This is a genomic window from Stenotrophomonas sp. YJH_SMC_21, assembly GCF_059369555.1.
Map to the genome: position 1 here is coordinate 216,811 of NZ_JCAFSU010000004.1, position 21,863 is coordinate 238,673.

General features: G+C 62.2%; 26 protein-coding genes. 18 read left to right on the forward strand and 8 right to left on the reverse strand.

The window, feature by feature from the left end; all coding sequences use genetic code 11:
* Positions 1-7 precede the first annotated feature (7 nt).
* Complete coding sequence (locus tag AC5P67_RS08530) at positions 8-2,209, forward strand: fimbria/pilus outer membrane usher protein (protein WP_024957531.1); 2,202 nt, start codon at positions 8-10, stop codon at positions 2,207-2,209.
* On the opposite strand, the gene AC5P67_RS08535 is transcribed toward AC5P67_RS08530, so the two are convergent.
* Complete coding sequence (locus AC5P67_RS08535; protein WP_024957532.1) at positions 2,206-3,039, reverse strand: hypothetical protein; 834 nt, start codon at positions 3,037-3,039, stop codon at positions 2,206-2,208. The genes AC5P67_RS08530 and AC5P67_RS08535 overlap by 4 nt on opposite strands.
* Positions 3,040-3,183: 144 nt before the next feature.
* On the opposite strand from AC5P67_RS08535, the gene AC5P67_RS08540 reads away from it, so the two are divergent.
* Positions 3,184-3,636, forward strand: a complete 453-nt coding sequence (locus AC5P67_RS08540) for a BLUF domain-containing protein (protein WP_024957533.1) — start codon at positions 3,184-3,186, stop codon at positions 3,634-3,636.
* Positions 3,637-3,676: 40 nt separating this feature from the next.
* Here AC5P67_RS08540 and AC5P67_RS08545 read toward each other — a convergent pair whose 3' ends face one another.
* Together AC5P67_RS08545 and AC5P67_RS08550 are read right to left on the reverse strand one after the other, a co-directional pair.
* Positions 3,677-4,039, reverse strand: coding sequence for a response regulator (locus AC5P67_RS08545; RefSeq protein WP_024957534.1), 363 nt, complete (start codon positions 4,037-4,039; stop codon positions 3,677-3,679).
* A gap of 1 nt (position 4,040) precedes the next feature.
* Positions 4,041-5,183, reverse strand: coding sequence for a two-component system sensor histidine kinase NtrB (locus AC5P67_RS08550; protein ID WP_008267080.1), 1,143 nt, complete (start codon positions 5,181-5,183; stop codon positions 4,041-4,043).
* 161 nt (positions 5,184-5,344) lie between these two features.
* Between AC5P67_RS08550 and AC5P67_RS08555 the strand changes: the two genes are divergently transcribed.
* Positions 5,345-5,722 carry a response regulator gene (locus AC5P67_RS08555; protein ID WP_065427875.1) on the forward strand — a complete coding sequence of 126 codons (378 nt, stop codon included), beginning with the start codon at positions 5,345-5,347 and terminating at the stop codon, positions 5,720-5,722.
* 45 nt (positions 5,723-5,767) lie between these two features.
* Here AC5P67_RS08555 and AC5P67_RS08560 read toward each other — a convergent pair whose 3' ends face one another.
* Positions 5,768-7,633 carry a YbhB/YbcL family Raf kinase inhibitor-like protein gene (locus tag AC5P67_RS08560; protein WP_197585899.1) on the reverse strand — a complete coding sequence of 622 codons (1,866 nt, stop codon included), beginning with the start codon at positions 7,631-7,633 and terminating at the stop codon, positions 5,768-5,770.
* A 130-nt stretch (positions 7,634-7,763) separates the two neighbouring features.
* Here AC5P67_RS08560 and AC5P67_RS08565 point away from each other — a divergent pair, with 130 nt between their 5' ends.
* The 5 genes from AC5P67_RS08565 to AC5P67_RS08585 all read left to right on the forward strand — a co-directional run bounded on the left by AC5P67_RS08565 (position 7,764) and on the right by AC5P67_RS08585 (position 12,729).
* On the forward strand, positions 7,764-8,273 hold the full coding sequence (locus tag AC5P67_RS08565; protein WP_024957537.1) for a ferritin-like domain-containing protein: 510 nt from the start codon (positions 7,764-7,766) through the stop codon (positions 8,271-8,273).
* 84 nt (positions 8,274-8,357) lie between these two features.
* A complete protein-coding gene (gene ku / locus AC5P67_RS08570; protein WP_049419341.1) occupies positions 8,358-9,302 on the forward strand; it encodes a non-homologous end joining protein Ku in 945 nt (314 codons plus the stop codon).
* Positions 9,303-9,320: 18 nt separating this feature from the next.
* Entirely contained in the window at positions 9,321-9,497 is a 177-nt protein-coding gene (locus AC5P67_RS08575) for a DUF3606 domain-containing protein (protein WP_008266817.1), read from the forward strand.
* Positions 9,498-9,509: 12 nt separating this feature from the next.
* Complete coding sequence (gene ligD / locus AC5P67_RS08580; protein WP_049419338.1) at positions 9,510-12,053, forward strand: DNA ligase D; 2,544 nt, start codon at positions 9,510-9,512, stop codon at positions 12,051-12,053.
* 106 nt (positions 12,054-12,159) lie between these two features.
* A complete protein-coding gene (locus AC5P67_RS08585; protein WP_024957540.1) occupies positions 12,160-12,729 on the forward strand; it encodes a DUF488 domain-containing protein in 570 nt (189 codons plus the stop codon).
* A gap of 654 nt (positions 12,730-13,383) precedes the next feature.
* On the opposite strand, the gene AC5P67_RS08590 is transcribed toward AC5P67_RS08585, so the two are convergent.
* Genes AC5P67_RS08590 through AC5P67_RS08600 form a run of 3 tightly spaced genes read right to left on the reverse strand, consistent with a single transcriptional unit; the run spans position 13,384 to position 15,719 of the window.
* Positions 13,384-13,662 (reverse strand): hypothetical protein, encoded by a 279-nt coding sequence (locus AC5P67_RS08590; RefSeq protein ID WP_080354857.1) that lies wholly within the window; start codon positions 13,660-13,662, stop codon positions 13,384-13,386.
* 6 nt (positions 13,663-13,668) lie between these two features.
* Positions 13,669-14,046, reverse strand: a complete 378-nt coding sequence (locus tag AC5P67_RS08595) for a hypothetical protein (RefSeq protein WP_258390950.1) — start codon at positions 14,044-14,046, stop codon at positions 13,669-13,671.
* Positions 14,043-15,719, reverse strand: coding sequence for a sensor domain-containing diguanylate cyclase (locus tag AC5P67_RS08600; protein ID WP_099605708.1), 1,677 nt, complete (start codon positions 15,717-15,719; stop codon positions 14,043-14,045). The genes AC5P67_RS08595 and AC5P67_RS08600 overlap by 4 nt, the downstream gene beginning before the upstream one ends.
* Before the next feature lie 385 nt (positions 15,720-16,104).
* On the opposite strand from AC5P67_RS08600, the gene AC5P67_RS08605 reads away from it, so the two are divergent.
* The 9 genes from AC5P67_RS08605 to AC5P67_RS08645 all read left to right on the forward strand — a co-directional run bounded on the left by AC5P67_RS08605 (position 16,105) and on the right by AC5P67_RS08645 (position 19,772).
* On the forward strand, positions 16,105-16,491 hold the full coding sequence (locus tag AC5P67_RS08605) for an H-NS family nucleoid-associated regulatory protein (RefSeq protein WP_049451918.1): 387 nt from the start codon (positions 16,105-16,107) through the stop codon (positions 16,489-16,491).
* Between the two features lie 385 nt (positions 16,492-16,876).
* Positions 16,877-17,062: a hypothetical protein gene (locus AC5P67_RS08610; RefSeq protein ID WP_049451917.1), complete on the forward strand. Its 186-nt coding sequence runs from the start codon at positions 16,877-16,879 to the stop codon at positions 17,060-17,062.
* Positions 17,049-17,267, forward strand: a complete 219-nt coding sequence (locus tag AC5P67_RS08615; RefSeq protein ID WP_049419329.1) for a hypothetical protein — start codon at positions 17,049-17,051, stop codon at positions 17,265-17,267. Before AC5P67_RS08610 ends, AC5P67_RS08615 begins: the two co-directional genes overlap by 14 nt.
* A gap of 40 nt (positions 17,268-17,307) precedes the next feature.
* On the forward strand, positions 17,308-17,547 hold the full coding sequence (locus AC5P67_RS08620; protein ID WP_040008402.1) for a hypothetical protein: 240 nt from the start codon (positions 17,308-17,310) through the stop codon (positions 17,545-17,547).
* Entirely contained in the window at positions 17,544-17,918 is a 375-nt protein-coding gene (locus tag AC5P67_RS08625; RefSeq protein ID WP_049419324.1) for a hypothetical protein, read from the forward strand. The genes AC5P67_RS08620 and AC5P67_RS08625 overlap by 4 nt, the downstream gene beginning before the upstream one ends.
* Positions 17,919-18,392: 474 nt before the next feature.
* Positions 18,393-18,644 (forward strand): hypothetical protein, encoded by a 252-nt coding sequence (locus AC5P67_RS08630; RefSeq protein ID WP_049419319.1) that lies wholly within the window; start codon positions 18,393-18,395, stop codon positions 18,642-18,644.
* 36 nt (positions 18,645-18,680) lie between these two features.
* Positions 18,681-18,866, forward strand: coding sequence for a hypothetical protein (locus tag AC5P67_RS08635; protein ID WP_008268538.1), 186 nt, complete (start codon positions 18,681-18,683; stop codon positions 18,864-18,866).
* Positions 18,866-19,174: a hypothetical protein gene (locus AC5P67_RS08640; RefSeq protein WP_262252513.1), complete on the forward strand. Its 309-nt coding sequence runs from the start codon at positions 18,866-18,868 to the stop codon at positions 19,172-19,174. The genes AC5P67_RS08635 and AC5P67_RS08640 overlap by 1 nt, the downstream gene beginning before the upstream one ends.
* A gap of 103 nt (positions 19,175-19,277) precedes the next feature.
* On the forward strand, positions 19,278-19,772 hold the full coding sequence (locus AC5P67_RS08645; RefSeq protein ID WP_495214544.1) for a hypothetical protein: 495 nt from the start codon (positions 19,278-19,280) through the stop codon (positions 19,770-19,772).
* Positions 19,773-19,793: 21 nt separating this feature from the next.
* Here the strand turns inward: AC5P67_RS08645 and AC5P67_RS08650 are convergent, their stop codons facing one another.
* On the reverse strand, positions 19,794-20,576 hold the full coding sequence (locus tag AC5P67_RS08650; RefSeq protein WP_495214545.1) for a hypothetical protein: 783 nt from the start codon (positions 20,574-20,576) through the stop codon (positions 19,794-19,796).
* Positions 20,577-20,652: 76 nt separating this feature from the next.
* Between AC5P67_RS08650 and AC5P67_RS08655 the strand changes: the two genes are divergently transcribed.
* Positions 20,653-21,861: a restriction endonuclease gene (locus AC5P67_RS08655; RefSeq protein WP_495214546.1), complete on the forward strand. Its 1,209-nt coding sequence runs from the start codon at positions 20,653-20,655 to the stop codon at positions 21,859-21,861.
* Positions 21,862-21,863 lie beyond the last annotated feature (2 nt).

The window sequence follows — 21,863 nt, forward strand, 5'->3', positions numbered from 1 at the left end:
GCGACACGTGCGGCGGGGAAGCGTCCTGGGCCTCGCGCTGGCCCTGTCCATTGGCAGCGCGCACGCGGCCATCCCAGACGGGGTGGAGCCGGTGCTGGCCGCGCCGATCCAGGCCAACGGGCTGCCCGCGAAGGACCCCGTGTTGCTCTGGCAGCAAAGTGGGGCCTGGGTGGCCGAATCCACGACCTGGCAGCAGCTCGGCGTGACCCTTCGCCCGGGCGAGGAGGGCCAGGACCTGACCGACCAAGCCTTGGGCGTGACCGTGGCTTACACCCCCGAGAACGCCACCGTCCAGCTCACCATTCCGGCTGACCGCAAGCCGGCGCAGCAGCTCAGCCAGCACGGCACTCCGGTTTCTCAGGTGTCGCCCGCCATCGGGGGCGTCTTGGTCAACTACAACCTCGCCACCCAGATTGCAGGCGGCCAACAAGCCACGTCCTTGGCACTGGACGCGCGCACCGGAGGGCGTTGGGGCGCGGTCTCCACCACCGGGCAGCTCAACCAATCCCCCAACGGGTTTGGCATGCGCCGCGGCATGACCGCTTGGCAGAAAGACGACCTGCCGCGCCAACGGACTTGGCAAGCCGGCGATGTCTACGCCACGCCCCGCATCGGCCCCGTGGCGCTGGGCGGCATTCGACTCGCGAAGGACCCGGCAGCACTGGATCCGCTCACGCCGACGTGGCCCGTCCCGACCTTGGGGGGCATCGCGTTGGATCCGGGGCAGGTCAAGGTCCTGTCCAACCAGGCCGAAATCACACGCCAAGACGTCAAGGCCGGCCCCTTCACCGTGGACGGTCGAAACGTGGCCCTGGGGGCCAGCCAAACGGATGTAGTGGTGCGTGACGCCTACGGCCGGGAAACTGCCGTTTCCACTGCACGGCTCTACGTGGCCCCAACCCTGCTGCGTCCCGGGCTCTCCGCGTGGGAAATCGCGGCGGGACAAGTCCGCGAAGACGAAAACCGCTACGGCACGGCCGGCGTCAGCGCGTCGTGGGCCAAGGGCGTCAACGACCGCTGGACCATCCGAGCCGGTGGTCAGGTGGACGAGAACGGCAAGGGCAACGTCACCGTGGGTTCCACCTGGGCCCCGGGCACTTGGGGCGTTTTCGATGGCGAGGTGGGCCGCTCAAGCCAAGGTGGAACGCGCTGGGCGGCCAGCTACGACTACCGCGGCCCCAAGCTGGGCGTTCGATTGGAACACGAAGAGAACGAAGGCTTCTGGCGCCTGCAGAGCACCTACGCCACACCCATTGCCTCGCGCACCCAAGCCTCCGTGTTCTACCGCCCGGATCGCCGCTTCACTGTGCGTGGCATCTACAGTGCCATCGACACGGGGCGCTCCAGCCTGGCCTTCGCTTCCTTGGGCGTGAGCGCGAACCTGGGCACTGCAGGCCAGGTGTCCGCCAACGTGCTCCGAGACCTCCAAGGCGACGATCTTCAAGTGTCCGCCAGCTACACCTACCGCTTCGGCAGCAAGGCCAGCGTGGGCGTTCGGGCCCGCCAGGCCCCAGGCCAGGATGCCCTGACCACCCGAGCGACCTACCGCACCGAGGGCGGCCTTCGCTTGGCGGCAGAGCACACCGAGGGCGATCAGGGCAGCACCCGGGCCACGGCGGATGCCATGACGCGTTACGGCGACGCCCGGATCATGGTGGACCACTACGACGGGCAAACCCAGGTGGCGGCCAACTTCTCCGGCGCCGTGTTCCTGGACCACCGCGGCGTGGCCTTCGGGCGACCCGCCTACGCCAGCTTCGCCGTGGTGGATGTGCCGGGCCAGGCGGGCTTGCCGGTGCGGGTCAACGGAGCGCCGGTCGGCCAGACCAACAAGCAAGGCCGCGTGTTGGTGACCGACGTTCCCTCCCTGCTACCCACCACCGTCAGCCTCAAGGACAAGGAGCTGCCGGTGGGCGTGGAGATCGGGGAGACCGAAAAGCAATCCGTGGCGCCCCGCCAAGGCGGTGTGCGGGTGACCTTCCCCGTGCTGACGCAGAACGCCCGGGCCTTCATCCTGACAGGTCCGATCATCGCGCCGGGCACCGTCGCGTCCACGCCGAACGAACAAGCCATGGTCGGCTACGACGGAGCCCTTTACCTAGAACACCCTGAGCCGGGGATGGCCGTCGAGGTTTCCGGCGTGTGCAAAGCCGTGTTGCCGTCGCCACTGCCGGGCGTGGACGAAGTGGCGAAGTTAAGGTGCAACTAGCCGCTCAGGTCTCCCTCGCGAGTAGGCGGCACCCCTAGCACCCTTGCCTTTGCAGCAATGACTGCGCAAACGGTCGACCCACAAGCTGGGCAAACCGCAGGCTTGAGAAGCCTCTCTGGCAAGATAGGAACGATGGCCTCGCATTCGCAGCGCAGCCCCAAGGCTTCGACCTTCTGCACCCGCCGCTCCGGGTCCCCCTTGATGGCCAAATAGCTCGAGTTGCACTTGGTATTCGGGCAGAAAACGGGCTTGTCCCCCGCTTGCTCGGCCGGGCCGAGAATGAGCACATGGCCGCAGTCGACGCATTTGCCCGTCGCGAGATCCTTGCTGGCAGCGATCAGCGTCGAGCTCGCAACCTCTTCCAGCTCAGCGATGAGAACACGGAGCCTTTCGATCTTCGGCCGTGCGTTCGTCAGATCTTTGCGCAGATGGAGAAAGCTCCCCAACGAGTTGTAGTAACTGCGAAACTTGCCCCAAGGAATGCGCTTGGCCTCGCCGATCGGCAAGAAATCCTTGTCCTTGAAAGCGGCCTTCAAGTCACTTGAGGCAAAATCGAGGTCTTTGGGCGGTGGCGTTACCGAGATGGAGAAGCTGGCCGTTTGATCAGAGTTCGGATCGAAGGCGGCCAGCATTTTGATGATCTGGTCCGGTCGCCACTCGCGAGCAAGCTCGGTGGAAACGTCTTCACCATATGCAGCCAAGTTCTGATACGCCACGGATTCCAGGCAGAATCGTAGTTCCAGCGCGGCGTAGATCAATGACGCGTCATCGCCCCTGCTGATTAGTTCTTTAGCCGTGCTTAAACGTTCCGCGATGTTGTAAAGGGCCATAATCAAAGGTTACTCGATTGGAACTCGGGATCAAGTTAACAGCCGCCTGTAGGCGCTATCTCACAACGCGATTGCCTAAATGCGTGGGCGGGACTAAAGTTCGTGGAGGGGGGGATGGCCAGACAAGTTGAGAAGGAGCGCCCAATGCCCATCAGGGCCGTGGTGTATGTCAGCGAGGCATCCGACGCGTTGCGCGGCGATCTGCTTGGCCTCCGGAGCGGCAAGCTCCAGGAGCTGGTCGACGACGCAACTCGATTTAACCGGGACGCAGGTGTCAGTGGGGTGCTCTTGTTCGACGGGACGCGCTTCGTCCAATACTTGGAGGGCCCCCCGGACGGGTTGGACGTGGTGTTCTCAAGGGTGCTCGGTGCTTCGAGCCATCACGACCTGATCGAGCTGCAAAGCGGGACGATCATGGATCGCCGCTTGCCTTATTGGCCTATGCGCTGGTTGCCTGTGGAAGTTAAAGAGCTGAGCGAGGTCGCAGTGGGCGACTGGACCGGTTTCAAGGTGCGGGGGGATGGAGAAGCGTTGAACGCAACGGCGATCGACCGGCTGCTGTTCCTAGTGAGCAGACGCGCACTGGTAGGAAGATGAACCAGTGGCGACCGCCTGGCCGCGCAAGGAATCCGCCCCCCTACGTGCAGCCCAAGTCTTCGTGGATCGCCGTAACAAGCTGTCGGAAGCGGTAAGGCTTCGGGAGAAATCGAACCGTCTCGGGCAGCGGGGGCAGCTGCGAGCGTTGAAGGCCAGACGCGAGCATGACGCGGGCCTGGGGTTGAGCAACCGCGGCTTCCGCCGCGACCTCCAGCCCGTCGGCGCTGTCTGGCATGTTGAAGTCGGTCACTACCACCGCGAACCTGGCGTCGCCGCGCAGGAGGACGAGGGCCTCATCCCCGTTGCTGGCGGGAGTGACTTGGAAGCCCTGAGAGGTCAGAGCCTCTACGACGACGCTGCGGAGATCGTCTTCGTCTTCAACAAACAACACGTGGATCGGCATCTCAATGCTCTGGTGCGGGGAAGCAAAGGCTAACGCGGGTTCCCTTCCCAAGCTCGCTCTGGAGCTCGGTGAACCCGCCGGACTGGGCCGTGAAGCCAAACACTTGGCTCAAGCCCAGCCCGCTGCCCCTTCCAATGGGTTTGGTGGTGAAAAACGGTTCAAATACCCTGGCCTGCTGGTCCGCCTCAATCCCTGAACCGTCGTCTCGGATGCTCAGGCAGATGTAAGGTCTTTCACTGGTGTTGGGCAACGTAGGATCACGGGTTTGCCGCGCAGAGGCCGTGATGAGGATCGTTCCGCCCTTCGGCATGGCGTCGCGGCTGTTGCACACCAGGTTAAGGATTGCGGCCTCCAGCTGTGCCTTGTCCAGCGACAGGGTCGGAAGGCCCCGGGAAACTTCGACGGTCAATGCGATCGCGTCGCCGGCGGAGCGGCGCAGCATCGCTTCGCATTCGGCCATCAAGGCGGCCAAGTCGACTGCCTCTGGCACCAAGGTTTGTCCCTTGCCGAAGGTCAGCAACTGCCGAGTCAGAAGGGCCCCGCGCTCGGCGGCCCGCTGCGCGGTATCGATGAGCTTGGCCACGCCTCCGTTTTTCACCCGCAGGCTGATGAGGTCTAAACAGTTGGCCACGATGGTCAACAGGTTGTTGAAATCGTGGGCCAAGCCGAGCGTGAACTTGCCGATGGCCTCCATCTTCTGCGCCTGCAGGAGATCGCGCTGGGCTTGGAGCAGCTGCTCCTGCGCTTCGTGGCGCTGGGTGATGTCGCGGGTGATTTTGGCAAACCCCACCAGTTCCCCGTCTTCCCAGATGGGATCGATCACGACGCTGGCACGAAAGCGGGTCCCGTCCTGCCGCAATCGCCAGCCCTCGGCGACGTAGCGCCCTTCTAAGGCCGCGGTCCGCAGGTTTCGCTCTGGTAGGCCGGCTTGGGCCTCCTCGGGCAGGTAGAAGCGGGAAAAGTTGGTGCCGACCACGTCGGCAGCCTGGTAGCCCTTGATTCGTTGCCCACCCGGGTTCCAGGTCTGGATCACCCCGCTGGGGTCGAGCATGTATAGGGCGTAGTCGGTGACGGAGTTCACCAGCAGGGCAAACTGCCGGCTCTCGTCCCTCAAATCGGTTTTCGCTTTCGCTGGTTGGTTCATGGGTCATCCTCTCGGCAGGGCCACCGAAGGGCGACAGAGTGCGCAGTGTAGAAGAGCGACGGCCGTCATCCTTTTGCGCCCTCTTAACAAATCGGGCGAGCCCTCGGGCCACACTGTCCAATCGTGGCACATCCACTCAGAGCGCTTGTAGGGAGAAAGTCATGGGATTGGACGGCAAAGCAGTAAGGGTTCTTCTTGTAGAGGACGAACCCACTCTCATGATGGTCTTGGAGCAGGCCATTGCCCAAGTCGGCTACGACGTCTCCAAGACGGCCGAAGATTTGCCCACAGCCTTGGCATGCGCCGAGGAGGCGGCCTTCGATGTTGCGGTGCTGGACGTCAACTTGAACGGGGTCGAGTCTTACCCCGTGGCCGATCGCTTGGTCGAGTTGGGGGTGCCGTTCCTGTTTACGACCGGCCTTGGGGCCAGCCGGCTGCCCGAACGCTTCAAAGGCACGCCCTTCCTTGAAAAGCCGTTCCGCCTGAAAGAGATCGCCGCCGCCCTCCAGTCCCTTTGCCACGAACTGGAGGTTCACTGAGTTTCCGGGCCTTGGGCGCCGGTCGGGACCTTCGGGTCCCTTTTTTTATTTCAGCGGGGCCTCGACCTGCTGGTAGGTTCCCACAGTCTTGCTCATGCCCAGAATGTGGCCCTTCGCGGCCTTTAGCACTTCGTCCCGCGTCGCGCCGGCCTTCAGATCAAGCACGGTGTCCAAGGCCAACAGCTGGAAGTGGTAATGGTGCGGTGGATCGCCCACAGGCGGTTTGGGGCCGAAATAGCCCACCGATCCTCGGCTGTTCGCCCCCTGCAGCATTCCCTCCGGTTTCAGAAGCCGCGGATCGACCGGCAGGCCCTCGGGCAGCGATTGCTCGGTGGCTGGGATGTTGTAAGCGACCCAGTGAACGAAGGGTTTGACGTTGGCTGCATCCGGATCCTCCATGATCAGCGCATAGGACTTGGCACCAGGCATCGGGCTCCAAGAAAGAGCGGGCGATGCATCGTCGTGATACGCGCTGAAGCGGGGAGGCAATGCTTGGCCCGAGGAAAACGCCGGGGAGCGGAACTCGAACGTGGCGGCTTTGCCGATCCGATCCTTGGCCAACGGCACGCCCGAGCCTTGATTGACTTGGGCCATCAAGGGCCCGCTAGGCACTGCGGTCGCGGGGGAGGCGGACGCTTGGCCTGGGCCGTAAGTCACTCTGTAGATGACGCCGTTGGCATCGTCGCCGACCAAAAGTGCACCGCCCTTCGTCATCGCCAGACCGACGGGCCTTGCGATATGCGCCTGGCCGTTGTCGACCAGGAAGCCGGTCAAGAAGGGCTCAAACCCGACCGGCTTGCCGGCGTTGAAACGAACCCGCACCACCTCGTAGCCCGACGCAGGCTTGCGGTTCCAGGAACCGCGCATCGTCACGAAGGCGTCCCCCCGGTAAGCTGCCGGAAACTGCTGGCCGGTGTAGAACAGCATCTGCATGGGGGCCGCGTGGGCTGTGTAGCCGAGCACCATGGGCTCGCTTGTCGCCGCCCATTGCTGTTTGCTGATCTGCCCTGGCGGTGTGCTCTGGGGATTCACCCCGTCCTTGCCCCAGATGTGGGGCCAACCATACTTCTTTCCTTTCTGAATGCGGTTGAGCTCCTCGGGCTGCTCATCGTTGCCCAAGTAGTCGATGCCGTGATCCATCCCCCACAGCTCCCCCGTTTTGGAGTCCCAAGCAAAGCCGATGGTGTTCCGCAGGCCGCTGGCAAAGATGGACCGGCTCTTGCCATCCGGCGAGGACCTCAGCAGCGCCGCATGCTCGGGATTGGTCTCGTTGCACGCGTTACAGGACGAGCCCACGCTGATGTAGAGCATCTCATCAGGGCCAAAGGCCAGCGTGCGGTTGGGGTGCTGACCGCCATCGGGCAGGTCGTTGATGATCCGTTCCTCTGGACCCAACGTCCCGTCCGGGTGTATGGGGGCGCGATACACGTCGTTGGCCGTGGCGACATACAGCTGCCCGTTGGCGATGGCCAGCCCGTGCGCTCCTGGACGTGAGAAGACCACCTTCGGTTCGGCGTCCAAGGCTCCGTCTTCATTGGCATCCTCCAGCAACAGCACGTCGCCTTGATCTCGACGTGAGACATAAATCCGCCCATCTGGTCCCACGGCGATGATCCGGGGATTTTGAAGGCCTTGCGCCAAGGGACGCACTTGGAAGCCACTGGGCACCGTCAGGGCCTGAACGCGCTCGGGCGTCGCCTCCACCTTGGCGGGTTTGAACGTGTGGACGTTGGCTTGGACGTCGGTTCCGTCCCCCTGCTGAGCGAAGGCGAGGGAGGGGGCCAAGAAGACGAGCAAAAGCGCGGAACGGGTCATGAGGATGGCCTGGCGCTGAGGAGCGTTCAGCATGTGGCGGGAGCGGTCAATGGCCTGCGAATGCGTTGCATGCGCGCCGTTCACCACGAGGGCCATCGATCTCCAGGCCCACGCACCGCCGGTCTGAGATGCTCCGCCGTTCGCCAAGCCTTCACTCGGGGATCGCTTGATCCGCATCCCAGCCTCGATACGGTAAGGCTTCGCCCGACACGAGAGGAAGACATCCATGGCAGAGCTCAAAGAGAACCTGTTGGACTGGCTGCGCGACGCACACGCGATGGAACAGCAAGCCGAAACCATGCTGAAGGGGCAGGCTTCGCGGATCGAGCACTACCCAGTGCTGAAGGCGCGCATTGAAGAGCACATTCAGGAAACCATTGGCCAGCGCGAACGGCTGGAAGGGTGCATCAAGCGCTTGGGCGGCTCGCCGTCGACCCTCAAGGACGTGATGGGCAAGATGGCAGCCTTCGGTCAGGCCGTCGGCGGCATGACGGCCTCCGACGAGATCGTCAAAGGCGCGATGGCCGGTTACGTCTTCGAGCATTTCGAGATCGCCTCCTACACGGCCCTGATCGCCGCAGCGAAGACGGTGGGCGATGCAGAAACGGCCCGGATCTGCGAAGAAATCCTCGTGCAGGAAGAGGCGATGGCCGACTGGCTGGCGGCCCACCTGCCCGAGGTGACCGAAGAGTTCATGGTGCGCGACGCCACGCCGGGCGTCGAAGCCAAAAAGTAACCGCTGCGCCGCGCCGGCCGGGTTCACGCCCGGCCGACGCGGCCGGGCCTACAACGAAAGGCCCTAGGATTGGAGGCGGCTGGCATGCCCAGGCCCATCTGGAGTGGTTCGTTGTCCTTCGGGCTGCTCAACGTTCCGGTGTCCCTCATGTCCGGCGAGCGTCGCATGGATCTGAGCTTTCGCATGTTGGACGCACGAAACAAAAAGCCCATTCGCTACGAGCGGGTCAACGCCGAAACCGGCGAAGAAGTGCCTTGGAAGGACATCGTCAAAGCCTTTGAATACGACAAGGGCAGCTACGTCGTCATAGAGAAAGAAGACATCGCCGCGGCCGCCCCCGAGACGCACGAGTCCATCGACGTGGAGGCCTTTGTCGACGCCGAGAGCATCGGGCTGAGGTTCTTCGAAAAGCCCTACATCTTGGTGCCCGGCAAGAAGGCCGAAAAGGGCTATGTCCTGCTCCGAGAGACCCTGAAGGAAACCGGCAAGGTGGGCATCGCCAGGGTGGTCATCCGCACGCGCGAATACATTTGCGCGGTGATGCCCGAAGGCGATGCGTTGATCATGATCCTGCTTCGCTACCCGCAGGAGTTGGTGGCTCCGGACGAATACAAACTGCCGCAGGGGGGGGCGTCGGACTACCGGGTTGCGCCCAAAGAGCTCGAAATGGCCAAGCAGCTGATTGAGAGCATGACCTCTGACTGGGAGCCGGACAGCTACCAGGACGAGTTCCGCGAGCGCCTGTCCGACATCATCAAGAAGCGGGTCAAGCAGGCCGGTGCCACGACGACGTTTGAGGAACCGGAGCACCGCGATGACTCGGCGACCAACGTGGTGGACTTCATGGCGCTGCTCCAGAAGAGCTTGGAAACCAACAAGCGCACCCCGGCGAAAGCAACGCCGGTGAAGACCGCCTCCAAGCCCTCCACCAAAGACAGCAAGCCTGCCAAGAAGGCCGCCGTTAAGAAGGCCCCAGCAAAGAAAGCCGCAAAGAAGTCCCCCGCCAAGAAGGCTCGAAAGAGCGCCTGATCACCCAAGGAGATTCTCATGAGCGACGACAAGAAGAACACCGGCAGCCCGGACCGCGACCGCATCAACGTCAACGAAGACTACGAGCTCCAGTATTGGACCAAGGCGCTGGGCGTGTCCGCCGACGAGCTCCGGGCCGCCGTCAAAGCCGTGGGCCCCACCGCTGCGGCCGTTCGCAAGCACCTGGGCAAGTAACGAGGAGCCGTCATGTCCTTGGTCGAATACCGCCGCAAGCGCCGCTTTGACCAGACCAAGGAGCCGGAACCTGGCAAAGCGCTGCCCCAAGGGCAGCGCGCCATTTTCGTGGTCCAACTCCACCACGCCAGCCGCCGGCACTACGACTTCCGGCTGCAAATCGGCGACGCCCTGAAGAGTTGGGCCGTCCCCAAAGGCCCCAGTTACGACCCCAAGGTCAAGCGCATGGCCGTGGAAGTAGAAGACCATCCCGTCGACTACGCCAGCTTCGAAGGCGAGATCCCCAAAGGGCAATACGGCGGTGGGCACGTGGCCCAGTTTGATCACGGCGTCTGGGCCACCCAAGGAGACCCAGAGGCACAACTTGCCAAGGGTCACCTGCGCTTCGAGCTGTTTGGCACCAAGCTCAAAGGCGGGTGGCACCTGGTCCGCTCCGGCAAGCCTGCCCGTCAGCCGCAGTGGCTGTTGTTCAAGGACGACGATGCGTATGCGAGCGATCTGGAAGCGGACGATCTGCTCGCCGATGTGTCGGCGGCCCCAACGGCAGACATCAAGAGGGCCGGCGGCGGTAAAGCCGACAAGAAGAAGCTCAAAGCCCTCCCTGCAAAGCGTGCGCGACGGAAGAACTGGGCCAAGAAGGCCTTGGCCCTGCCCAAAGCGAAAGAGGCGGCCCCGCCTTCCGGCCCCTTCGTGCCCCAGTTGGCCAAGCTGGGGGACGCCCCACCGCAGGGCGACCAATGGGTCCATGAGATCAAGTGGGACGGGTATCGGATCCTCGCAACGGTCGCCGATGGGGCCGTCCGGCTCTGGTCCCGGAACGCGTTGGAGTGGACCGACAAGATCCCCGAGATACGCGACGCAGTAGCGGCATTGGGCCTCACTTCTGCGGCTTTGGATGGCGAACTCATCGCCGGATCGGGCACCAAGGAGGACTTCAACCTGCTCCAGGCGACATTGTCCGGGGAGCGGCAAGGCGCGCTGGCCTACGCGCTCTTCGACCTGCTGCACATCGATGGCGTGGACGTGGCCGCAGCACCTCTGTTGGAGCGTAAGGCGCTCCTGCAGGAGCTGCTGGAGGGCCAAGCCGGCCATTTGGCCTTCAGCTCTCACGTCCAAGGCGACGGCAACGAGGCCTACCGCCTGGCGGGCGAACAGCACTTTGAAGGCATCATTTCCAAGCGCGCCGATCGCGGCTACCACACCGGCCGCAGCGACGACTGGCGCAAGACCAAGCAGCTGGCCAGCGATGAGTTCGCAGTGGTGGGCTATACGGCCCCCAAAGGAAGCCGCAGCGGCTTTGGCTCGCTCCTTCTGGCCAAACCTGACCCCAAACACGGTTGGCTCTACGTGGGCCGGGTGGGCACCGGGTTCTCCGACGCGTTGATCAAGGACGTGAGCAAGAGGATCCAAGGGGGAGGCAAGAAGCCGACGGCCTACGTGCCCACGGAGGACACCGATCTCCGGGCCGCTACTTGGTTCGAGCCGCGCTTTGTGGTGGAGGTGTTCTATCGCGGCATCGGCGGACAGCAACTGCTGCGCCAGGCTTCCTTGAAAGCCGTGAGGGCCGACAAGGACGTGGCCGATCTGACCGACTCAGACCGCGCCCCGGTAAAGGGCGGCCGCGGGAAGCGGGCATCGGCGGTGTCTTCTGCCCGCAAGACCGCCCCAACGCCTCAAGCCGATCGCATGCCGCCCAAGCTGTCCTCCCCGAGCAAGGTCCTTTTCCCTGGCGACGGCTATACCAAGCAAGACGTTTGGGATTACTACTCGGCGGTCATGGATCACCTGCTCCCAGAGGTGATCAATCGGCCCCTCTCGATCATTCGCTGCCCCGCCGGCACCGGCAAGCCTTGCTTCTTCCAGAAGCACCACACCGCCGGGCTGGAGCTGGTGGACTCGGTCAAGTTGAAGGAGGACAGCGGCATCAACGCCCACTACCTCGTAGTGCGCGACGCGGCCAGCTTGCTGGAGCTGGTCCAGTTCAATGCCCTGGAGTTCCATCCGTGGGGAAGCCACGCGGAGGAGCCCGACCGGGCGGATCGGGTCGTGTTCGACCTGGATCCCTGCCCGGACGTGCCCTTCGCCGAAGTGAAAAGGGCCGCCACCGATATCCGGGAGCTTTTGGTCCAGCTGGAGTTGGAGTCCTTCCTTCGGGTATCCGGAGGCAAGGGCCTGCATGTCGTGGTGCCCCTCAACCCGGGGTGCGACTGGGACCTGACCAAGCGCTTCGCCAAAGGATTCGCCGACGCGCTGGCCCAGTCGGAACCTCAGCGGTTCTTGGCCACCGCCACCAAGGCCCTGCGAAACAAGCGGATATTCGTCGATTACCTCCGCAACGGACGAGGAGCCACCGCCGTGGCGTCCTATTCACTGCGAGGGAGGCCTGGCGCTCCGGTGGCCATGCCCTTGGCGTGGAGTGAGCTGGCCAAGCTCAAGCGGGCTGACGCGTTCACGATCAAGGACGTGCCGGGCAAGCTGAAACGTCGCCGCAAGGATCCCTGGGAGGGCATCGATGCGTTGAAGCAGAACTTGTCGAAATGGGCCCGAAACGACTAGCCGCTATCCCCGCGGTCGTGTCCGAGCGTAGACGGGAAGACGCGAGCGTCGTTGGCAGCTGCCGAGCACGTGATGAGCACGCGGGCTTGATGCCGGCTCCTGTCCAATGAGCCTCATGCAGTGCGATGCTCCCGCTCCGACCCCGGTGACCGTCTGGACCATCGGGCATTCCACTCGACCTTGGGACGAGTTCTTACACCTGCTGTTCGCACAAGGCATCTCGGCGATCGCGGACGTGCGTCGTTTCCCAGGATCGCGTCGTCACCCTTGGTTCGCATCCGAGCAGATGGCTAAAACGCTGCCAGCGCACGGCGTGGAGTATCTTTGGATTCCTGAACTGGGCGGGCGGCGCAAGGTGCAGCCGGATTCGCCCAATGGTGCGTGGGACAACGCCGCGTTTCAGGGCTACGCAGACCACATGGCGACCGCCGAGTTCGCCGGCGGGCTATCGAAGGTGCTTGCACTGGGGGGCGAACATCGGACCGCGCTGATGTGCGCGGAGGCACCGTGGTGGCGTTGCCACCGACGTCTCATCTCCGACCTGCTGACGCACCGGGGCCATGAGGTGCTGCACATCGTGTCCCACGCCGAACCCAAACCGCATCCGCTGAACCCGATGGCGCAGGCCGTCGGGCCAGCGCTTGTCTACCCACCGGCTCAGACGGAGCTGTTCTGAACCAACCAGTAGGGCGATCGCGTGTCGGGCCCGCCCGGCGCATTTTCTCCCTATCGAAGCTATGCGGACATGTCGGCTGCCTTGCAGTTGGCGCGCGCTTGCCGCACGGTGTTGTTGATAGACGACGGGCAGCCGCGCAACCCTGCCTGAATCGGCTTAGGCGGTCGTCCCTGGTCCCAGCTTCAGGTAATGGATCGGAGGCTGCCCCGTCAGAAAGTTGGCGTTCTCCTGAGGGATTCAGACTGGCTTTCGATCTTCATGTCTGCCATGAAGTAGTCTGGGATGGATGGTGAAGCGCAGGTTAGAAAACGATGCAAGGGGGAGGGGAGTGAGGAGTGCTCAGTATGATTCGCTTTGCAGCGCGCTCGATAGGATACATGGACAGCAAGCGCTGACGGATTTCGCCTCGGATTGGGGCCTCCACCGCAGTCCCAGCGAGGATGGCACAGTGGAGGTATGGAAAGGCGCGGCGATGGGGGCCGGCGTTGAGATCTTGTTGCTTCCGCCCGTGTCCGCTTCCAGCGACTGGGCCATCTCGACGCTGGTCACGGTCGGAGGCCGGGTCGAGCATGTCAGGCGGCGTCCGTTTCGGATCTGACGAAGAGTGGCTGCTAAACGCCTACCACGGCTTTCCTTGGTGCAGCCAATACTGGGTCAGCAGGGAGGCGGTGCGTCGGTTCGTCGACGTCGACGCCAAGCCAGGATCTGTCCCACCACGGCCGTGAGCAGCAGCAGGGCATTGGTCACCACAAACACCGTTGACCCCAAAAGTGCACTGTAGGCGGTGAACAGGGTCGACGCGGTCATCTGACCGACAAACAGCCATTTGGAGACCGTTTCCGGATGGGGAGACTGCCACTGTTTGATCATTTGCCGGACCAACGTGGCTATCAACACGGCGGTTGCAGTCCAGCCAAGAACATCAGGATGCATGGCCGCTCACCCGTCCTTTGGGTCGTGGACAGTTGAACCGTCTTGGCCGTGCGCCGGGCGCTTATGAGGCTCCTCAATGATTTCCTTGTTGAGGATGCGAACCTCGCCCACCATCAGCAGGCGCATGTCGCGCACGATGTAGTCGGCCAACGCCTTATCGGTGATGTCATCACCGGCGATGTCCAGCCGGAAGCCTTGGCCCTGAATCCCGCCCCCGTTGCTGAAATCAATCTCGAAATCAAAGCACACCCGCTTCTCCATGTTGCCCTCTCCATCGGTGAGATTGGGCGGCACTGAAGGGCCGCTTGCTACGCTAAAGGCGATCATCGGCGTAAGGGGGCAGCCCACAACTGGCCCCATGCCCGGATCTGAGGGCAGGCTCACTGCCGTTCCCGCTTTCGGCGGTCGTAGAGTTTCATGTCTGCGCGATTGATGGTATCGGCCACCGATTCCGAGGGCCGACCAATGGCGCAACCGCCGGAAAAGCGGATCGGTGCCTCGCCGGCGCGCTCGTGGTAGGTGTCCTCCAACACGCTCAGCCGTTCCAACGTCGCATCGGGGACGAACACGAGGAACTCGTCGCCCCCGAGCCGAACCACCGCTTCCTCGCCTTGGAGCGGGGCGGACAGGAAAGCCACGAAGTCGACCAGCACCTTGTCGCCTTGGGCGTGGCCTTGGGTGTCGTTGACTTCTTTGAAGTGGTCCAAGTCAAACACCAGACAGCCCCACCCATCGAACTGCTGGTGGGCCAGATCGGCCAAGTAGCGACGGTTGAACGCTCGGGTGAGCGGGTCGCGGGTCGCCAAGTCGTGGAGCTGCTGCTCAGTCGTGATGTCTTGCGCGTGGCCCAGCACGTAGGGCGGTTGGGCTTCTGTGTCCAGCACGTTGTGATACGCCCAGAAGCGGCGCGATCCGTCGCGGGCCACCAGCTCCATCATGCCCGAGTCGCTCTCGTTTTCCCGGATGCGATCCAAGTAAGCCTTGAACGCGTCCTGCTTGCTCTGGGGAATGAGCTCGGCCAGCGATCGGCCGACGACGTCACCCTCCGAGAGACCCAGTGAGTGCGAGGCCGCAGGGTTGACCGACGTGACCGTCCCGTCCAAGGAATGCGTGCAGATGAGGCCGAGGCTGTGTTGGAACAGCCTGCGGTAGCGTGCCTCGCTATGCGCCAAGGCCTCGACCGCCGCCCGTTGCTCCGTCACGTCTTGGATCGCGCCGATCAATCGGGCACCGGTTTCGGTCTCTTCCCGCTGGCCCACCACGTGGACCCACGTGCGCTCCCCCGAAAGCTTGCTGGACGGAAGGGTCAAATCGATGGGCACACCCGATGAGATACAGTCTTCCAGGGCGGCCTCCAGCCGCTGCCGTGCGCCTTCCGGACACAGGGCAATCGCCGTGTCCAGGCCGGGCACCGCGTCGTCAGAGACGTCATGGATCCTCCGGGTCTCCTTGGTCCATTTGACTTCTCCAGTTCCAAGCACCAGCTCCCACCCTCCGACCTTGGCCAGTGCATTGGTGCGCTCCAGAAAGAACTGGCTTCTCTGAAAACGCCGTTGCAAGGCCTGGGATTCGCTGACCCGCTCAAGAAGGCGAGCGCGCTGCTGCATGCCGACTGCGGCGGCCTGGGCCAAGCATGACAGGGCTGCTCCCTGCTCCGCTGAGATCGTTCCCGGGTTTGGGCTGAGCAGGCAAAGCGTTCCCACGTTCTGGCCATTGGCGCTGATGGGCGCGCCGACATAGTGGCGGACGAAAGGAGGACCCAAGACCAACGGGTTGGTCGAAAAGCGGGCATCCTGGCCGGCGTCTGCCACCTCAAACGGCTCATCGGACTGGATGGCCCAGGTGCAGAAGGCAATGTCGCGGGGCGTCTCGTCCACACCGGGAAGGCCTATCTGGGCCTTGAACCATTGGCGGTCCCCGTCCACCAAGGAGATCAGGGCGACCGGCATGCCCGTCATGTTTCTCGCGGCCCGCATCAGCGCATCGAAAAAGGGCTCGGGGTCGGAATCCAGGATCCGCAACGACTCCAGAGCAAACTGACGGGCGGCCTCAGCCATCGGTCACCTCTATCACGGTAGGCTACCGCTCTAGCTTAGTCAGGGAATGCGTGTTGGGCCGGTGAACCCTACAGTATGGCCCTCCGCCATCGCGCCTCCGCTCCGCACCACGCTAAGCATTGCTCCCGCTGTCCAAAGCTTTGCCGGCGCCCGGTAGCCCTTGGACATTGCGGCATTGCATGGTGGAAGGTGGGGGTGGGCACGGTCAGTCCCCCGCAACCGCCGAGGCCTGCTCCAGTGGTCGGCGTACGGCATCCCCTCAGTGACTCTTGAGGGTCAACCTCCGTGGCAGTTGCCACGGGAGAGCCGGGGTTGGGCCGTTGAGGGTTTACAGTAATCTCGCAAAACGGCAGGATCGGGGTTTGACCAACCCCAAGGGAAAGCCGTGGCATTGACGCTTGAACAAATCCGAAAGAAAAAGGCCGAGGCCGAGGCTTTACTGGCCGAAATGGAAAAGGCTGAAGGCGATGCGCTTGCGGCCGAAGCCGGGGCCAGCTTTGCAGGGGTCTACGAGACTTTGCAGCAGTTTGCGCAGCATTACACGACGAAGCAGAAGAACGATCTGAAGGCGCTGCTTGAGCCACGCAAGGCGGTTTCCGCGAGCGCTGGCATCAGTCGCGCCCCGAAGTTCCAGATCCCGGATGGGACCACGTGGGCTGGCACCGGGCGGCAGCCGAAGGCCTTCCTTGCGTGGGCCGAAACTGCTGAAGGCAAGGCGTGGAAAAAGAAGCACCCGGACCAAGAATGGCCGGCGCACCCGTATAAGGCCTGACCGGCATTACAGCGTTGCAGATAGAGCCCCGGGAAACCGGGGCTTTTTTTTTGAGCGAGGGGTTGGAGGCAAAGAGCAAAAGCGGCCAAAGCAAGAGCCGGCGGCGCTGCCGCCGAGTCTGGGGAGTGAAAGGCGGCGAAAAGCGGCAACGGCTTCCGCCGTGCCTTGGGCTTTACGGGAAGTGTGATGTGATGCAAAGGTTTCCTAAAACTGCTTTTGCCCCGTCAATCTTGAACTTTAGCTAAGAAATGATCGGATAAACCTATTGCGATTTGTTTCTGCTGCCCTAATCTGGATTTGTAAAGATGAGATAACTCCTTTCTATAAATCGGGATTTAGACATGGGTATTCAAGCTATTGCTTACGACAAGTCGGAGCGCTTCTGATGAGATGGAAGTTCGTAAGGCAGACCGTGGTTCCCGGGCGCATCTATGGCTTCAAAGAAGGGGTGTTTGTCGTGGTGAATGAAGATTTCACCGACTCTTGGAACATGGTTTTTTCAAAGGGCGGGGCAGAAGAGAAGGCCAAGCAATACGCTGCGGAGAGGAACGCGAATAATGGGCTTGCTTGAACGCCGCCGCCGCTACTTTGCCTACGAGCGCCGATCCGGGGGCACGTGCTACTTCGACAGGGATATGCATGCCCACCTGCAGCGGTATCCGCACACCATCGGCCATTACCAGCTCACGCGCTTCCTGGGCACCTCCGCGTTGCTGACCGCTGAAGAGGCGGCCGCCCAGGGCTGGATGGCTAAGCCCAGTCGGAGGACCGCATGAGAAGGCGCTACGTCCTCTGGCCCTCACAAGCAGGGTTCGAATGAAAGAGTTGATTGAAATCGAGAACGCCGGTTACCGCCACCGGGTCAAATACATGTGCGACTCAGAAGATGGCTTTGGCGTAGTGACTCGCCAGGAATACAGCTACCTCAAAGATGGGATTGTGGTCTGGAGTCAAGAGTTTCCGGCGGGCGTTTCGTTTCGCGAGATGGCCCTCGTTTTTATGGATTCGGGGTTGTATGTAAGAGCAGACCTGAAGGAGAAGAGGAGGAGCGGATGAGCCGCTACACGCTACAACCCAAGCGGAACAACATGCCACTTGTGGAGACCATCCACGAAACGTGGATTGACGCGCCTAGCAAAGCCGCGTTTCAAGCCCTGGCCGCCGCGCAAGGCCTGAGCATGCGCGCTGCACTGGCCCAGCTCATCGAGCAACACGCCCAGATTCGAGAACCGTTTTCCCCTCGACGCCCCACGCCTTGGACCGGAGAGGCGGCGAAGGGGCGAGAGCGCTACAAAACCGCGCTCCCCAGTGTGCAGGTGGCTCCCCAGGTCGCCATGGCCCTGCTCATCGACGCCAACCGAATCGGCATTCGTCAGCCAGAAGCCGTTCGCCAGTTGGTCTGGCGATGCATCCAATCCAGCGCCTGACGAATCGGACTGCCTTTTGCGGGCATGGGGCCAAGGACAGCCACGCGGACGCTGGGGCGGAAGCCCCGGCCCTGGGCCTTTCCTCCCCGAAGGGGGCTTTTCAGGCGCGGCCCCGGGCCGCGTTCTTTTGAGATCTAGGAGAGAGAAGGCAACGGCAAAAGTGGCTCAAAGCAAAAGCGCATTGGGGAAAGGGCAGGTGGGGCCTCGGCTTCCGCCGGGCCCGACGCGGGGCTGGGAATGTGAGGTGTTTCAAGGTTTTTGTATTTTCTGCGTCTGCTCATCATTTTTGTTTTTTAGTCAGAAAAATGTAGGGTTAATCTATTGCGAAAAGTTGGTTTTCTTTTACCTTGAGATCAGAGAAGGGCGCCGATGCTCTTTAACCAAAGGAAACCCCATGTTGACGTTCTTTGCTTTTTGCCTCTTGGCTGGATTGGTCGCCGGACTGGCCATTGCTGACCGACTGGATGCGCTCTGATGAATACCCGCAGCCAAACCCAAGCGCCCGCCCGGTCCTCCGTCGCCACCACCTCAGCGCTCCTGCGATTCCTGTTCGACGCCATGTCGGGGATGGGGGCGGCCAAGCTGGGATGGGAGATGGTCACCGACCCCAAGGCCAAGCTGTCGGACATCGCCCTCGGCGTGCCGCTTTGCCTGGCTCCTCCAACGATTGCGGCCACCTGGGCGCTTTGCTTGTTCGGCATCGCCCAACACCACCAACTTTTTTGAAACCCGAACCCCTGACAACCACGGAGGACCCCGCTCGTGCGCAAACTTTTCAACAAACTGCTCAACATCGCCCTTTTTGGCATGGTTCTGTTCGCCCTGGACCAAGTCCCGGAACGCCTGGATCGCATGTCGCAAACCGCCCAGAACCTGGTTCAGCAGGTGGGCTACTCGGGCCCCATGCAGGGCATCCCCTCGGGCGTGCCAGACGGTTACGAGTTCTGATGACCCCCGCACCCTGGCCATCGTCGGAGCTCGTTCGCCTCGCATGGGCGGCACGCCGGGATCCTCTTGCCCGGCAGCACCTGCTTCAGGCGTTCCAAGAGGGGGCCGATTTCCATACCCCTCTGTCCAGCAGCGATCTGAACGACGACCTGTTTGCCGTCCCTGGGGATTGCTTGGCCGGGGTGGTGATTCGGGAACTGACGGGCGTCAAGGACGCCGAAGAGTGGCTACACGCGTTTCACCGAGCCTGCGCGTTGCACCTGGAACTGCCCAAGGCTGAAACCCCCCCACCACGGCGGCGCTTCTGATGCCGGGACGTCTGCAGGCTGAATGCCCTGGGAAGGGGCCCTTGACTGCACCCGGACCCCAGAAGAACCGTGCATGTATTCAACCCAAGCCAAGGAGAAAACAATGACGTTCTACCACCACCGATTGGAACCCCCCACCGGCCCGGCCGCCATGATCCTGCCCACCATGTTGCTGGGGCCGTTGGGGCTGCTCGCCCTGGGCGGCGGACAGGAGGCCATGCGGTCCAGCGTGTTGCTGGGTTCGCTCTACTGCGCCGGGGGCCTGGCGATCTTCGCGTTCCTGGGTTTCTGCCTGGCGCTCCACATCCGTGCTCAGCGGCTCTGGGACTGGCACGTCCGAACGGGGCGGATGCCGCATTTTCGGAAGCACGGCTTCCTGAAAGGGGCGCTGCTCGGGGGAGGGTTGGGCGTGGTGGCGGTGGTGGCGGCCGCCGTTCTGGGGTTCAAGTATGCGGAGCATCCCCAGTTTGGGGAGATCGCTACCGCAGCGTTTTACTTGGCTTGGCTCTGGGGTGTGCTGTTGATCGGCGTGCTGGCCGTGGTGTTTGGGTGGGTCAAGCGGGCGTGGGATAGAACGGCCCTGCCGGACGCCCGATGAGCCAGCGCATGGACTGACATCTTAGGCGGGATGAGAGGTGAGCACCGAACCGTGTCCTTCGTGTGTCATTCCCAGTGTGACTTGATAGGACCGACCACGCACGTTCGTTTGGAACTCAAGCCAGTCGCCGTAGGGCTTTGCCACTCGCGTAATGATCGTGCATTTGCGTTCATGAACGTAGCTGACCACTGCGCTGTAGGAAATCTCGTCGTAGGCGGTTCCGATTACGCTTGGCTCTTTGCCAAGAGTCTCGATTGCCCATTCGATCATTTGGGTAGTGCGGGCATCGTTGCGCCTCGGAGCGTTGATGGGGAGTCGGCGTTCGATTGGCGTGTGGAGGCTGCGATACTGTTCTTCTGTCAGATCAATGTTTGCGAACTTAGCTTTGTTTGCTACGTCCAAGCGATCCCACATCTGGCAGACGAAATCGATGCTGCCGGACTGCTGCTCCACGAAAGAGGCGCCGTTCTTCTCCATCTCTGCTGCGAAGCCCAACAGGATTTCTAGAGACTGCCGAGTGTTGAGCATCACGCCCAAGTAAGCCTCCGGAACTCCTCTTCGCTGAGCCATCATCAGCAGCGCGCTGACAAACTCATCTCGCCGATCCTCGTTTTTAACCCAAGAGGGAAGGTTCTTCGGGCCCTCGCTGTCAATCGCTTTAAAGGCGATGTTCTTGTTGGCCTCCTGCATCCTTACTTTAGCTTTAAGGATGGCTTTCCCTACAAATACTGCACCGTAGACCAGTAGAGATAGGCCGCTGGTAGGGATCGCAAGGGCTAGCGCAATCAAGAAAAGGATTGTCATGTGCGTCCGAGGATGTGGAAAAAGATGTCGGTTGGGCGGAGTATACGTTCCAACTTTATCGGACGGCAGATATGTCGTGGCAACTTCATCCAAAAGTATCAAGGGTGCTCGAAAGTCAAGGGCCAAGCCGGATCAAGAGCTGGAGGATGTGGTTGCCCACGCCAAGGCGATCACCGAGTCATGGGCAGAGCGCCACGACCTGTGGGGTGATTCTGGGCACAAGGATCCACTTGATCACTACGACACTGAGCCGGGTGAGGGTTCTTCCATTTTGACCCTCTGGTCCGAAGGTATGGTGGGGCGCTGCTTGAATGAAGGGATGGACGAGGCCGAGGAGCTCTACGCGGCATTGGAGTCCATCGGTGTATTCATTGAGCTAGATGACCACGTCACCGCCGGCTACTACCTCACTGACCAGGAGTCCGACCTTCAGAAGAGGTTCGACGAATGGGCTCGCTGGAGGTGGACCTGTCGGCTGATCGAGGCCGATACGGCGGATGTTTCCGGCGATATCTACGAATATTTTTCGAAGCGCCCAGATGACCTGTATCGGCTGAGTCCCCGTGCGTTCGAAGAGCTGATCAGCAGCGTGTTCACGGCCAGAGGCTGGCGGACTCAGATCGGACCGGGCAGCGCCGATGAAGGCGTGGATGTCCGAATGTGGATTCAATCCCCTTTGGGTGATGCCCTCACGCTGGTGCAAGCGAAGCGTTACGCCAAGCATCGTCCTATAGATCTTGATGCAGTGGCAGCCCTTGAGGCGCATAGCCTGCGGGAGAAGGCGGGCGGGTTGTTTGTTACTACGTCTCGCTACAGAAACGTCGCCAAGCGCTTTGCTAGCCGAAATAAGGACCTGATCCTCGCCGACTCATCGGACGTTGCATCTTGGTGCGAGGAGGCAAGCCAAGAGGCCATGAAGGCGAAGGCCAGGGCACTAGCAATGACTTCGCTCGGCCCGCTGCTCGACGAGATTCGTTCCCGAGGCACGCATCCTGCGCTGGTCTTTTCCTGGAAGAGCTTCAGCTACCCGTGCTTTTGCATCGTTCTTCGAGAAACGCCGACAGGTGCTCTCCTTTTACCAATCCCTTCTCAAGCAACTCCGCCGGATGGCCTGGTTGGATATGTTCTCCCGGTGCTTGATGGGAGCTTGGTCGACCAGACACCGGGAAACGGCGTGTTCAGAGCGATTCGGCGCGAAAGCGAAGGCCGGGTCAGCTATTGGGGGAGTGGCGAGCTGTATGGTCGGTGGGATGGCAAGCCGTTGAGGTTTGATCTCTGCGACTGACC

Excerpts from the sequence above, each read along its gene's own strand:
- AC5P67_RS08535 (WP_024957532.1), bottom strand. The coding sequence starts at position 3,039 with ATGGCCCTTTACAACATCGCGGAACGTTTAAGCACGGCTAAAGAACTA.
- AC5P67_RS08540 (WP_024957533.1), top strand. The coding sequence starts at position 3,184 with ATGCCCATCAGGGCCGTGGTGTATGTCAGCGAGGCATCCGACGCGTTG.
- AC5P67_RS08545 (WP_024957534.1), bottom strand. The coding sequence starts at position 4,039 with ATGCCGATCCACGTGTTGTTTGTTGAAGACGAAGACGATCTCCGCAGC.
- AC5P67_RS08550 (WP_008267080.1), bottom strand. The coding sequence starts at position 5,183 with ATGAACCAACCAGCGAAAGCGAAAACCGATTTGAGGGACGAGAGCCGG.
- AC5P67_RS08555 (WP_065427875.1), top strand. The coding sequence starts at position 5,345 with ATGGGATTGGACGGCAAAGCAGTAAGGGTTCTTCTTGTAGAGGACGAA.
- AC5P67_RS08560 (WP_197585899.1), bottom strand. The coding sequence starts at position 7,633 with ATGGCCCTCGTGGTGAACGGCGCGCATGCAACGCATTCGCAGGCCATT.
- AC5P67_RS08565 (WP_024957537.1), top strand. The coding sequence starts at position 7,764 with ATGGCAGAGCTCAAAGAGAACCTGTTGGACTGGCTGCGCGACGCACAC.
- ku (WP_049419341.1), top strand. The coding sequence starts at position 8,358 with ATGCCCAGGCCCATCTGGAGTGGTTCGTTGTCCTTCGGGCTGCTCAAC.
- AC5P67_RS08575 (WP_008266817.1), top strand. The coding sequence starts at position 9,321 with ATGAGCGACGACAAGAAGAACACCGGCAGCCCGGACCGCGACCGCATC.
- ligD (WP_049419338.1), top strand. The coding sequence starts at position 9,510 with ATGTCCTTGGTCGAATACCGCCGCAAGCGCCGCTTTGACCAGACCAAG.
- AC5P67_RS08585 (WP_024957540.1), top strand. The coding sequence starts at position 12,160 with ATGAGCCTCATGCAGTGCGATGCTCCCGCTCCGACCCCGGTGACCGTC.
- AC5P67_RS08590 (WP_080354857.1), bottom strand. The coding sequence starts at position 13,662 with ATGCATCCTGATGTTCTTGGCTGGACTGCAACCGCCGTGTTGATAGCC.
- AC5P67_RS08600 (WP_099605708.1), bottom strand. The coding sequence starts at position 15,719 with ATGGCTGAGGCCGCCCGTCAGTTTGCTCTGGAGTCGTTGCGGATCCTG.
- AC5P67_RS08610 (WP_049451917.1), top strand. The coding sequence starts at position 16,877 with ATGAGATGGAAGTTCGTAAGGCAGACCGTGGTTCCCGGGCGCATCTAT.
- AC5P67_RS08615 (WP_049419329.1), top strand. The coding sequence starts at position 17,049 with ATGGGCTTGCTTGAACGCCGCCGCCGCTACTTTGCCTACGAGCGCCGA.
- AC5P67_RS08620 (WP_040008402.1), top strand. The coding sequence starts at position 17,308 with ATGAAAGAGTTGATTGAAATCGAGAACGCCGGTTACCGCCACCGGGTC.
- AC5P67_RS08625 (WP_049419324.1), top strand. The coding sequence starts at position 17,544 with ATGAGCCGCTACACGCTACAACCCAAGCGGAACAACATGCCACTTGTG.
- AC5P67_RS08630 (WP_049419319.1), top strand. The coding sequence starts at position 18,393 with ATGAATACCCGCAGCCAAACCCAAGCGCCCGCCCGGTCCTCCGTCGCC.
- AC5P67_RS08640 (WP_262252513.1), top strand. The coding sequence starts at position 18,866 with ATGACCCCCGCACCCTGGCCATCGTCGGAGCTCGTTCGCCTCGCATGG.
- AC5P67_RS08645 (WP_495214544.1), top strand. The coding sequence starts at position 19,278 with ATGACGTTCTACCACCACCGATTGGAACCCCCCACCGGCCCGGCCGCC.
- AC5P67_RS08650 (WP_495214545.1), bottom strand. The coding sequence starts at position 20,576 with ATGACAATCCTTTTCTTGATTGCGCTAGCCCTTGCGATCCCTACCAGC.